Below are 12,522 nucleotides of genomic sequence, written 5' to 3' on the forward strand. Positions count from 1 at the left end.
AATCTTCAATATCTTCCCAGCCCTCACAGCCTGCGATAACTGCACACAGCGTTAAAAACACCACGTCAAACAAGGGATAAACGACCTTAGATGCTTGCCTTGGGTCTTCTAATTCTGAAAAGTGCTCTGCAAAAATATCGATGTTCATAAACTGGCTCCGCGTAAAAGCCAGTATCTGATCACAACGGAAGATCGCGGTCAATCAGTTATGTTAAAGTGCGCGTTAAATGTTCGTGATCTTGCCCTGCCGTAAATACGGTGGTACAGGCTTAGGCTTGGCTATTTGCAAGCAACTCGTTGAACTCATGGGGGGCAATATTGGTGTCGAAAGTCAATTTGGTCATGGCAGCACCTTCTATTTCACTGTGAAGTTACAAATTTCCGAGGGCCAAAAATTAGTGCTTGAGCAAGAGCTTGAGGGCATGTCTGTGCTGGTGGTAGATGATAACGCGACCGCTAGGGACATAATGCGTACAACGCTCGAAAGTATGGGCTTTAGAGTCGATACGGTTCGTTCAGGTGAAGAAGCAATAAGCCGCTGCTTACTGCAGACCTATGAAGTGGCATTAATCGATTGGAAAATGCCCAATATGGACGGGTTAGAAACCGCCCGTCAGATCCAACTACAGGCTAAGTCTCAGCCTAAGATCTTGATGGTATCCGCCCATGCTAATCATGAATTTATCACTCAAATTGAGCAATTAGCACTGGCGGGGTACATCAGTAAACCCATCAGCGCCTCACGCATGCTCGATGGCATAATGAATGCGATTGGCCGTGAAGGCATATTACCAGTGAGACGCCGCACTGAAGAGCTGGCGCCGCAGTTATTATTGCCACTTCAAGGGAAACGTATCTTATTAGTGGAAGATAACGAGATGAACCTTGAAGTCGCCAGCGAGTTTTTAGAGCAAGTGGGGATTATTTTATCCATAGCGACCAATGGCCAAATCGCCTTAGATAAGCTATCCCAACAGCATTTCGATCTAGTGTTAATGGACTGCCAAATGCCGGTGATGGATGGTTATCAAGCCACTAAAGCGATAAGGAAAAGGCCTGAGTTGGCAAATTTACCTGTCGTTGCTATGACTGCGAATGCGATGGCCGGTGATAGAGATATGTGTCTTCGGGCTGGGATGAATGACCATATTGCCAAGCCCATAGAAGTGAATGTGCTTTATCAAACCCTATTGAAATACCTCGGATCTTCTTCTGGAATTTCTGCAGCGATAAGGGCAGAAGCCTCAACTCAGTTAACTTCGTCCAGCGCACAGGGTGAAGTCAGCAATGGTGCTGATAAAACGGTATTGCTCAAGTGGCCAGAACACCCTGAGTTGGATATCGATAGAGGTTTGCAACTGGTACAGCATTCGACGCGTCTTTATCAAAGAATCTTTGATCGTTTCGTGAGCAGTCAACGTAATGTCGTGGAGCAGGTTCGCAAAGCGATTGCGGCGAATCAAGTCGAAGATGCCGTGCGTATCGCCCACACCCTTAAAGGCTTAGCGGGTAATTTAAGTTCGGCAAAATTGGTGGAATTAGCGCGTTTGCTTGAGTTGCATTTAACAGAGAAAGCGCCCTATGAAGATGAGTTAGTTCAAATTCAACCGCTAGTGGCCTCTATCTGCGATGCGATTGAACAGGCTAAGCCTGTGATAGTGAATCAAGCCGAACCTCAAGCCGTTGATTTATTATCTGCTGAAGATTTAAGGGCGGCATTACAGGCCTTGCGGCAGAACTTAGATGATGCCGATGCCAGCGCAGTGGCAAAAATTGATGCGTTAAAGCCGCAGGTAAGTAGTGCAATGTGGCAAGCGTTAAGCCCTGCCTTGTCTATGATTAATCAGTATCAGTTTGATGAGGCAATCGACTTAATTGACGATGTAATTACACAGTTAGGATAGAAAGCGGTAGTACGAATTTATAATGCGTGACATTGAGTGGAGTTGTTAATGGAAAAAGCAACAATATTAGTCGTCGATGACACACCTGAGAATATTGATATTTTGATCGGTATTCTAGGTGATGATTACAAAGTCAAAGTGGCGATCGATGGGCCAAGGGCATTAGCGTTAGTGACAAAATCGCGGCCTGACTTGATTCTACTCGATGTCATGATGCCAGGTATGAATGGCTATGAAGTCTGCAAGCTGCTAAAGCAAGAGCCGCTGACCAGCCATATTCCGGTGATCTTCGTGACCGCCTTATCTGAAATTGCTGATGAAGCCCAAGGTTTTGCATTGGGTGCGGTGGATTACATTACTAAGCCTGTCAGTGCGCCTGTCGTTAAAGCGCGGGTTAAAACACATCTTGCGCTTTATGATCAAAAACGTCTACTCGAACAACAAGTTAAAGTTCGTACTCACGAATTAGAAGAAACCCGTTTCGAGATTATCCGTCGTCTTGGCCGTGCTGCTGAATACAAGGACAACGAGACGGGTCTACATGTTGTGCGTATGAGCCATTACGCCCGCATATTAGCGATAAAGCTCGGCTTACCGACGACCTTTTGTGACTTGATTTTTAATGCGGCGCCTATGCACGATATTGGTAAAATCGGTACGCCCGATGCAGTGCTGAAAAAGCCAGGGAAACTTGATGCGCAGGAATGGGAAATTATGCAGCAGCACGCCGCCATAGGTGCAGAAATTATTGGTGAACATAGCGATCCGTTATTGCAAATGGCCCGTCGTATCGCCTTAACTCACCATGAGAAGTGGGATGGTTCAGGTTACCCCAATGGCTTGGTAGGCGAAGAAATTCCCCTTGAAGGGCGTATCACCGCGATTGCGGATGTGTTCGATGCGCTGACTTCGCAACGGCCTTATAAGCAGGCTTGGACGATTGAAGCAACTATGGAGTTATTTGAAAATCAAGCGGGAAAACATTTCGATCCTAAGCTGGTGGAGGAGTTCAAGCAAATCCTGCCAGAAGCAATTGCCATTCGAGATACTTATTTAGAAAATTGATGCTCGAAGTGCATTGACTAAGATAAAGGCGCCATTGGCGCCTTTATTCTGCTTCAATATTTTATACTAATCATATTAAATCAAAGCATTACGCTTCATCTAATGAGTAGGGCAGGGCTTGGATCGTTAAATGTGATTGTTCATCGTCGGCAAAACGTAGTTGAGTATCATTAGCCGTGTCATTAGGAAGTACGGCGGTTAACAAGACTTGATTGCCACGCTGCACAAACTCAATGATTTGACCGCCACGGCGAAAACTGTCTTCCATCGCGATTTCAAGGCCTGATGCTAGGGTGATTTGAAGACTAGTGTGGCCGCGCAAAATATATAGGGCGCGTTTATTACCACCGCGATATTTCATTCGCGCTATGGTTTCTTGTCCCATGTAACAGCCCTTATTGAAGCTGATACCGTTAACCGCTTGTAGATTACACATCTGCGGTACGTACTGGCTGGCATGGCTGGCGGCAAGGTTGGAGTAACCTGCTGCAATCTCTAACGCTTGCCATGCACTGGCGTCAAATACACTCAGTTCCGATTGCGCAACTAAAGCTGCTGCGGCATCTGGTGTTAATACTAAAATAAAACGTTCAGCGTCTTTTAAAATCGCACCATTTTCAATGAGTGTGAGCTCTTGCTGAATGTCACCAAAATGTTTGTTCACGAATTGGCTTGCCTGTTCACCAGCAACGCCGAGCAGAGTCCACTCAGCGGATGCATTGCTTAAGGTGGCTTTACTAAACACGGCATATTTTTGTAACTGGGGTAAATCGACTTCGATGGCATCCTTTGGCATCAACATAAAGAGTGCATCTTGAATGGCAAAGGTTCTGAAACTGGCCAGCATTTTACCTTTAGGATCGCAATGGGCGCCCCAGCGCCATTGATCCGTGGCCAATGAGCTGATGTCTGTGGTCACTTGGCCATGGATAAAACTGCGGCCTTGTTCTCCAACGACTTTGATGAGGCCCAAATGAGATAAGTTGGCAAGCATAAGTGGAGGCAAGGTAGCGTCCAGATCCCAATGGGGCGTAGAAACTGAAATAGTCATAGCGAGATCCTGAAAATGAAGACGATGTGAGAGGCTAGATTGTAACGGAATTCCAGTTGGCTCAAAAGCATAAGGCGCACATATCTGTGAATGATCTGTGCGCCTTATTATGTGTGCTTTAGTCGATAGGCTTAAAGCGAGTGGAGTTTAAAGTTTAAAACAGCACGCGGGTACGTAATGTACCTTCAATGGCTTTGAGTTCAACTAAGGCTTCTTCCGCTTGAGTTGTGTCGACTTCCATCACGACATAACCAATTTCTGCAGTGGTCTGCAAATATTGGGCGGCAATGTTGATGCCTTTTTCCGAGAAGGCTTGGTTGATCTTGATCAACACGCCCGGACGGTTTTGGTGAATATGCAGCAAGCGCGAGGTGCCTTTATGTGTTGGTAATGACACTTCAGGGAAGTTAACCGCAGAAACGGTTGAGCCGTTGTCTGAGTATTTAGCGAGCTTACCCGCGACTTCAATACCAATGTTCTCTTGGGCTTCGGCCGTGCTACCGCCGACGTGCGGCGTGAGTAGAACATTGTCTAAACCGCGTAGAGGACTGATAAATTCATCGTCATTCGATTGTGGTTCAACGGGGAACACATCGATTGCGGCACCAGCGAGGTGACGTTCTTTTAACGCAACGGTTAAAGCTTCAATATCGACTACAGTACCGCGTGATGCGTTGATAAAGATGCTGCCCTTTTTCATCGCCGCAAACTCGGCAGCGCCTATCATGTCTTTTGTTTGTGGAGTTTCAGGGACATGTAAGCTAACTACATCAGCTTGTGCTAATAGGAGTTCTAACGAATGGACTTGTTGTGCGTTACCTAGTGGCAGTTTGTCTTCGATATCGAAGAACACGACACGCATACCTAAGGTTTCCGCCAGAATGCCAAGTTGAGTACCAATATGGCCGTAACCAATCACACCTAAGGTTTTACCACGCACTTCATAGCTGCCCGCTGCGGTTTTCATCCAGCCGCCACGGTGAGCGATAGCGTTGCGCTCAGGGATACCCCGCATCAACATAATGATTTCGCCAATTACGAGTTCTGCAACACTGCGAGTGTTTGAGAAGGGAGCGTTAAATACTGGGATACCAAGGGATTCGGCGGTGGCAAGGTCAACTTGGTTGGTTCCAATACAGAAACATCCTATCGCGATTAACTTCTCGGCACGTTTCAGCACCTCTGCAGTTAATTGGGTACGCGAACGAAGTCCCACAAAATGCGCATCTTTAATGGACTCAAGTAAGGCTTCATCGCTTAAGGAAGCTTTGTGGTATTCGATATTGGTGTATCCCGCACGTTCAAATACATCGACCGCAGATTGGTGGACGCCTTCCAACAGCAGGATCTTGATCTTATCCTTGTCCAGCGAATGTTTCGCCATGATATGGGTACCCTCTAATTAATAGAAATGTTTCTTATGATATGCTCACAACCTTCACCCACCAAAGTAGCACTTTTTTTGCTCAGTGTGGAGGGCTAGATGGCTAAAGTTAATATTCTAAATTTAGAACAATATCGCATAAGAGGAAGAAACATTGAATAACAAAATCGCATGGTGCGGTATTTACCTCTCAGTTTTGGTGTGGTCGGCGATAAAACCCGCAGATCCTTTCACGTGGTGGCTCGAAGCCTTGCCTGCATTGATTGCTGTACCGATTTTATTCTTTACTCGCAAACGTTTTCCACTGACACCTTTAGTGTATTTTCTCGTCTTAATACACTGCTGTGTGTTGTTTGTAGGCGCTCATTATACTTACGCTGAAGTGCCGTTATTCGACACGATTGCCGATTGGATGGGTTCAGAACGTAATAATTACGATAAAGTAGGTCATTTTGCGCAAGGTTTTATCCCAGCCATGCTCGCCCGTGAAATTATGTTGCGTAATCAAGCTGTCAAACCTGGGGCTTGGTGCGCGTTTCTTGCCACTTGTTTTGTGCTCGCTTTTTCGGCGTTTTATGAACTGATCGAATGGTGGGTTGCCGTGGCAACTGGCGAAGGGGCTGAAGCCTTTTTAGGTACTCAAGGCTATGTATGGGATACCCAATCTGACATGTTTCTTGCCCTCATTGGTGCAATTGTCGCGTTAGCTTTACTGTCTCGTTTTCAAGATAAACAAATCGCGAGACTCAAGCAGAGGATTTAGCGGCTAAAAGTGGGTGATGCTCTCTGTTCGAGTTGTAAGACTTTCTTCCCTGAAATGTATGGTGTGAGTGTGATGACATTGAGTTGTCATACTTTAGTGTTGTTATTGTGTTTTCTTTGTGTTGCAACTTTGGATTGATAACGTCATAGTTGGAAAGTATTAGGTGCTGGGCGTTGGCCAAGTAAAACGGTATTTTTGACTGTTATTCCATTTTATTGTGGTGAGTTAGTCGAACCTACTAGCATTAAACAGGGAATAGTACATTTGGGTGATGTTTTTCAATCGTTAACTAGTCAGAATTAACTAGGTTAATGGAATGTTGAGAAATCTAACTAAAAAGACGAGTCAAACATACCATTTTGCAATAGAGAATACTTTTCAGGGAGGAGAGTCATTGAGCACAATTAATGAATTGGTTTTTTTACACCAAATGGCCGCGCCATGTCATTTAGCGTTACTCGCTGAATCCATAGGTTTGAAAACGCGTATAGTAAAGCATGCGGCAGAACTGGATTTAGACAAGAGTCGCCGTAGTTTTTATCTGATCACCCAAAAAGGTTCTGCATTAGATAACAAAGGGATACCTCTGTTAGCTTCGCGATTAGTGTCACATTTTCCTGTGGCGCTGTATCAAGTTGAGCGAGACTCCTTAGACCAAGAATCTGCAATGTTACTCGGCATTCGAGGTATTTTATTTGCCGATCAACGTATGGATCTGATGTTAACGGGTTTACGTAAAATGGTGGCAGAGGAACTTTGGTACGATAGAACTTTGCTAAGCAAAATGTTTCGCCGTGTCGTACAAAAGTTAGAAGGTAATAATGAAATGCCCTCTGATACTGTGGCTATGCTGCAGATGCTGACATCCCGTGAACGCACTATCATTCAATTTGTATCGAGTGGTGCGAGAAATAAAGAAATCGCTCATAGGTTATGTATCAGCGAACATACAGTGAAGGCGCATATTTCCTCTATTTTCCGCAAGACCCAGTCTCGTAATCGGGTTGAGCTTTTACGTTGGGCGCAAACCTATCAAACTCACTTTGAGCTGTGCAGTTAGTCAGTTAAAGATATTGGTCGTTAGCTTTTCGTTTTGAGTGGTTAATGTTAATGATTACTAGCATATCAACATAGAAAAGCGGGAATGTTTATTTAAACATTCCCGCTTTTTGTTTAACACCCTTTTTATAAACCACCACCAAAGAGTTTAGCTGTGGTGGTTTAACAGTATTGACTAGTATTGCACTACAGTGGCAACGTTCATATTGCCTGATTGGTTCACGTTGATGCTGTTGTTAGTGCCTGCTTGAGAACCTAACACTAAGTTGTCATTACCCGTTTGAGTGATTGACAGGCTGTTATTGTCACCGCTAACGCCAAATGAATTTGAAGCAAATGAAGTGTCGTTATCGCCGCCTACCCAGTTACCGTTACCTGATTGAGTAATTTGCGCGGTGTTTTCATCACCTTCAATAATCAGGTCAATAACGTTAAGATCGCCACTTTGAAGTGCGCTGACATCGGCATTGTTGTTGCCAGCAACAGAAATCAATGTTTCGTTCTCAGCGCCATCTTGCTCAACATCAACTTCGTTATCGCTACCCACGGCATCTACATAAGCAAAGTTCTCTTCGCCTTCTTGGCTAACTTCAATACTGTTATCTTCACCATCAGCGAAGGCAATGATTTCGTTGTTATCGCCTTTAGAAGATAAATCGAAGTCATTATCTGTACCGTATGCACCAAAGGTTGCGAAGTTCGCATCGCCTTTTTGTTTCAAGTCAACGTCGTTGCTATCGCCCCATACTTGGAACTCTGCACCGTTGACATCGCCTTTTTGAGTGATAGTAATATCGTTATCATCACCTTGGATATCGGCCACTAAAGTATCACCGATAGTGTTGCCGCTGCCATTTTGGGTAATATCGACACTGTTGTCATCACCCGTAGTCATAGCAAGATAAGCCGTGTTGCCGGTACCTTTTTGATCCATTGAAATATCGTTTTTGCTGCCCGCCAGTGCGTAAACGAAGCCTACATGGTTATCACCCTTTTGGACCATGTCTACTTTGTTGTTGTCGCCTGCAATACCCTTAGCCGCGCCAAAGTTGTTGTTACCCGCTTGATTAACAGAAACGTCGTTGTTGTTACCCACGTTAGCGGTTAAATCAAGGGCAATTAAACCCGCTTGGTTGTTGTCACCGATTTGTGTGATTTTACCGTCGTTGTTGCTGCCTTCAACGCGAAAAACTGCAAAGTTTGCGTCGCCTTCTTGCTCAACAAACACGCTGTTTTCAGCGCCAGTGATTTCAACTTGGCTTTCGTTGACTTCGCCTAATTGGTTAACGAATACCGTGTTATCGTTGCCAGTAACATCGCTACTGCTTTGGTTAAAGAAACCGTCTTGCGACACATTTACATTGTTGTTGTCACCTACAACACTTGCACTTGCCACATGCCAGTCAACTTGTTGCGTTATTTGGACCTTGTTATCATCACCCGTTGAATTAATAGCCGCTTCATGCCACACACCGTCTTGGATGACAGTTGCGGTTTGATCTGTACCTGTTTGCACAACCGCAGCAGCGTTAAGGCCACCCGTTTGTGAGACTAAAGTGTCTTGGGCTTGGCCTGACTGTACTACGCTAATTTCGCTCACTGTACTGGCAGCAAAAGCTTGACCGCTTAAACCTGTTGCAATGGCCAAAGCAATAAGTGATTTTTTAGCTTGTGATTTCATGTGACGCTCCCTGTTTAATATTGAGTTATTGAGATTGCAGCACCGTCCGCAATCTGTTGAATCGAAAAGTTGCCGCTTCCTAGTTGGTTCAGTTGCACGAGATTGTCATTGCCAATTTGTGTCACTGAAGCCGTATTTTGACTGCCGACTTGCAGTAGTTGGACTTCATTTTTTGAACCAATCTGTGTGATTAGCGCATCGTTATCATTGCCCACTTGTGTTACATCGGCCTTGTTATCGCTGCCTGACTGGAACAGTAATCCTTGGTTGGCAGTGCCTTGTTGAACCAGCTCGATAAGGTTATCGCGACCGGAACGTTCCAGTAATGCCTGAAGGGTTACGGGTAACTCGTTGACATTCAGCTCTTGTGCTGAAGTCATACAACTACAGAGCAAGATCAGCGGCACCAAAAAGCGTATAGAGGTATTTGGCACGGGTGACTCCTTGCATCAAATATCTTGGGCTGCTTAAAGCAACTTGCATCCCAAATTCAGACCTGAAGATACGAGTCCCGTTAATATGTCGCAATTGGCCAAACGGGTATTTATTCTAGAAAGGATTAACGGAAGGTAAATGATGGCTGTATTTATATCGTATTGATTAAATAGATTTTATATGTTTATTGACGTGTTTTTATTTAAGGGGGCTAGTCTAGTTGTCCTAGTAGTTAAGTCGTATTTGTTGTGAAGAGAGTATTTGATTTTTAAACAATGCAATAACAAGTGAAGGGAAATACATCGACTATCGCGTTTGCATTTTCTTGATAAAAAAGCACGCGTTTGTGCCAGTGAGAAACTGCTGTGGAGTTTAATTAACTGTAGCAACCTATGTCATTTACCCTGTGTGCAACAACAGGCTTCTTGTCCTTGCAGTAATGAATTCTAGGTTAAACAAAGGGACATTACTGTGAGCGGAAGATTAACCATTATTATGATTAAATTCCTTAATGGGGTAGAGAGAAGATTAACACTACTGTTTTATGCGAGATCAGTGCTTTGCTGGTTCTTTTAACTCTTCATGGAATGCTTCGGAACTGATTTGGCTTTTACGGTCTTCTAGTTGCTGCATCGCACTGTTATTACTCACAGTTAACGCATTGAAGCGAGTATTGATATCGTCCATTTCGTTAATGTATTCAGGATCGGTTTTCTCTTTATTTTGCCAATAACGCTTACGTTCTAATTTCTGTAATTCACTGGCGCGCAGAATTTCAAAATAGCTATTTTCCTGCTTAAGACGATATATCTCGCCGTCGAGTAACTGCAATAATTTTTCTTTAGAAATGGTTCGGCTATTCAGTAGAGTGTGTAAGGGATCGACAGGAATATCCCTTTTATCAGAGTCTACTTCAGTCGTTATCCCTAACTGGTATTCGATTTTATGTTGGCTAAATTCCTGCGGGCAAGCGGTTTGGCTAAAGACAATTTTGTCATCTTTACGGCATTTATAAATGGTATTTGCCTGTATTGCAGTGGGCAAAATAACACAAATTAGGGTGAGTATCAGTCTTGCCATGAGGCCACAAATCCTTTGTACACTTGCATAGCTATTATGATTTAATTGTTTGATTAAGCATGATAAATAATGATTGTGACGTTTACATTATTATGCCTTTATAACCGTTTTTTATTAGGCTTAACCGGCTGTTAAGCCCAATAAATTCAAGGATTAGCCATGCATCATTATAAGGTCAAATTCACTCGTCAATGTCTGCCGCTAATCATTTACCTTAAATTAACATCTGCATCATACTATGGCGTAAATTTAGGGATAAAACCAGTTTTTTGACGCTTCAAATTTTTGGCGCTTGGATTGATTCTAAAGAAGAAAATAGCTTCTGGTCGATCATTGGGTAAATAAAAAGGAGCGACTGCTCCTTTTTATTTATTGATAACGCTTAAGAGATTAGCGATCGAACCTTAAGTTGTCGATAAGTCGCGCTTTACCTATATAGGCTGCGGCCAAAATGACTAAGGTTTGGTCTTGGCTCTGCGCTTTCTCAAGCGTGTGGGCATGACGAATTTCCAGATAATCCGGCGTAAAGCCCGCCGCCACTAAACTGATTTTCGCTTGCTCGGTGACAGCATTAACACTCTGACCTTGTTTGATCCCTGCAGCCATAGCATCTATCGCCTGTTTTAACGCTGGTGCTGCGGCTTTTTCTGCGGCGGTGAGGTAACCATTGCGCGAACTCATGGCTAAACCTGAGTCCTCACGTATGGTATCAACACCGATAATCTCAATCGGTAATGACAAGTCTTCAACCATAGTTTCAATGACTAATAGCTGTTGATAGTCTTTATTGCCAAAGAGTGCCACATCGGGCTGTACTATGTTGAATAGTTTACAGACGATTGTCGCAACGCCACGAAAATGCCCCGGACGGCTAGCGCCGCAGAGCAGATCTGAAATACCTGGCACTTCAACATAGGTTTGTTGCGCTAAGCCCTTGGGATACATCACGGTTGGCGTTGGGGTAAACAGCAACTCAGCGCCAGCAGCGGTGAGGGCTTCACTGTCGGCGGCGAGTGTGCGTGGGTAGGCATCGAGATCTTCGTTCTGGCCAAATTGCATTGGATTGACGAAAATCGATACCACCACATGATCACAACGTTTAGCCGCTTCTTTCACTAAGGTGATGTGTCCCCGATGGAGATTGCCCATGGTCGGCACAAAGGCGACAGTTTCGCCCTTGGCACGCCATGCACGCACTTGAGTGCGAATATCATCAATATGGGCGCTAGTGATCATTGAGCCTTACCTTGCATAAATCTGTTATTTGTTAAAAGTGTGTTCTTCGCCAGGAAAAGTTCCTTGGGCAACTTCGTCGATATAAGCACGTACCGCAGAACGAATTTCACCGGTTTGTTTTAGGTAGTTTTTCGAGAAACGTGGAATGTAACCACTTGAAATACCTAACACATCATGCATCACCAAGATTTGACCGTCGGTCGATGCGCCTGCGCCAATTCCAATGACAGGAATCGTTAAGGCTTGAGTGATAGCCGCAGCGAGAGGCGCAGGGATACATTCCACTACGAGTAGTTGAGCCCCCGCGGCTTCTAAAGCCTTAGCTTCGTCGAGGATGCGCTGGGCATTTTCGGCATCGCGGCCTTGCACTTTAAAACCACCAAAAACATGAACCGACTGAGGCGTTAAGCCTAAGTGGGCACATACAGGAATACCGCGTTCGGTGAGCTTAGTGACGGTTTCGAGTAACCAGTGGCCGCCTTCGACTTTGACCATGTTCGCGCCAGCTTGCATTAACTCAGTGGCGTTGACCATGGCTTGTTCTGGCGTGGCGTAACTCATAAAGGGCATGTCGGCGATCAGCAGGGCACGTTCGATACCGCGACGAACACAGCGAGTATGGTAAGCGATTTCTGCTGTAGTGACGGGCAGGGTATCGTCATGGCCTTGGAGAACCATTCCCAAAGAATCGCCGACCAGCAGCACATCGACACCTTCGCTATCGAACGCGCTGGCAAAACTGGCATCATAGGCTGTCAGTGCCGTGAATTTTCTACCTTCCTGTTTGTATTTCAACAGGGTTGAGCTAGTAATTTTAGACATATGGATGATCTTCAAACCAAATAGAAGTGGTGTTATAAGCTA

Annotated in this window: 11 protein-coding genes and 1 pseudogene; 4 read left to right on the forward strand and 8 right to left on the reverse strand. The window is 44.7% G+C overall.

The annotated features are described in order from the left end of the window. Positions 1-148: transposase family protein (locus tag L5M28_RS14000; protein WP_263198011.1), on the reverse strand; the 148-nt coding region annotated here is incomplete at its 3' end. Positions 149-248: 100 nt separating this feature from the next. On the opposite strand from L5M28_RS14000, the pseudogene L5M28_RS14005 reads away from it, so the two are divergent. Both L5M28_RS14005 and L5M28_RS14010 read left to right on the forward strand, forming a co-directional pair. Next, positions 249-1,904, forward strand: a pseudogene (locus L5M28_RS14005) (response regulator); the annotation flags it as partial. 48 nt (positions 1,905-1,952) lie between these two features. Then, the gene (locus L5M28_RS14010) at positions 1,953-2,969 is read left to right on the forward strand and encodes a two-component system response regulator (protein WP_028759378.1); all 1,017 of its coding nucleotides are present in this window, start codon (positions 1,953-1,955) and stop codon (positions 2,967-2,969) included. A gap of 88 nt (positions 2,970-3,057) precedes the next feature. On the opposite strand, the gene ygfZ is transcribed toward L5M28_RS14010, so the two are convergent. After that, positions 3,058-4,020, reverse strand: coding sequence for a tRNA-modifying protein YgfZ (ygfZ, locus tag L5M28_RS14015; RefSeq protein WP_263203652.1), 963 nt, complete (start codon positions 4,018-4,020; stop codon positions 3,058-3,060). A gap of 154 nt (positions 4,021-4,174) precedes the next feature. Continuing rightward, complete coding sequence (gene serA / locus L5M28_RS14020; RefSeq protein WP_105251515.1) at positions 4,175-5,404, reverse strand: phosphoglycerate dehydrogenase; 1,230 nt, start codon at positions 5,402-5,404, stop codon at positions 4,175-4,177. 154 nt (positions 5,405-5,558) lie between these two features. Between serA and L5M28_RS14025 the strand changes: the two genes are divergently transcribed. Beyond that, entirely contained in the window at positions 5,559-6,167 is a 609-nt protein-coding gene (locus L5M28_RS14025; protein ID WP_105251516.1) for a DUF2238 domain-containing protein, read from the forward strand. Positions 6,168-6,561: 394 nt separating this feature from the next. Further along, on the forward strand, positions 6,562-7,227 hold the full coding sequence (locus L5M28_RS14030) for a helix-turn-helix transcriptional regulator (RefSeq protein ID WP_014611267.1): 666 nt from the start codon (positions 6,562-6,564) through the stop codon (positions 7,225-7,227). A gap of 174 nt (positions 7,228-7,401) precedes the next feature. Here L5M28_RS14030 and L5M28_RS14035 read toward each other — a convergent pair whose 3' ends face one another. The 5 genes from L5M28_RS14035 to panB all read right to left on the reverse strand — a co-directional run bounded on the left by L5M28_RS14035 (position 7,402) and on the right by panB (position 12,480). Beyond that, positions 7,402-8,907 carry a curlin gene (locus tag L5M28_RS14035; RefSeq protein WP_263203653.1) on the reverse strand — a complete coding sequence of 502 codons (1,506 nt, stop codon included), beginning with the start codon at positions 8,905-8,907 and terminating at the stop codon, positions 7,402-7,404. Between the two features lie 14 nt (positions 8,908-8,921). Continuing rightward, entirely contained in the window at positions 8,922-9,341 is a 420-nt protein-coding gene (locus L5M28_RS14040) for a curlin (RefSeq protein ID WP_263203655.1), read from the reverse strand. 553 nt (positions 9,342-9,894) lie between these two features. After that, positions 9,895-10,422, reverse strand: a complete 528-nt coding sequence (locus L5M28_RS14045; RefSeq protein ID WP_263203656.1) for a DUF4124 domain-containing protein — start codon at positions 10,420-10,422, stop codon at positions 9,895-9,897. Positions 10,423-10,812: 390 nt separating this feature from the next. Continuing rightward, complete coding sequence (gene panC / locus L5M28_RS14050) at positions 10,813-11,658, reverse strand: pantoate--beta-alanine ligase (RefSeq protein ID WP_263203658.1); 846 nt, start codon at positions 11,656-11,658, stop codon at positions 10,813-10,815. 24 nt (positions 11,659-11,682) lie between these two features. Beyond that, positions 11,683-12,480, reverse strand: coding sequence for a 3-methyl-2-oxobutanoate hydroxymethyltransferase (gene panB, locus L5M28_RS14055; RefSeq protein ID WP_028761774.1), 798 nt, complete (start codon positions 12,478-12,480; stop codon positions 11,683-11,685). Between the last annotated feature and the right edge of the window lie 42 nt (positions 12,481-12,522).

The sequence above is a fragment of the Shewanella sp. SW32 genome, assembly GCF_025653365.1.
Taxonomy (GTDB): domain Bacteria; phylum Pseudomonadota; class Gammaproteobacteria; order Enterobacterales; family Shewanellaceae; genus Shewanella; species Shewanella oncorhynchi.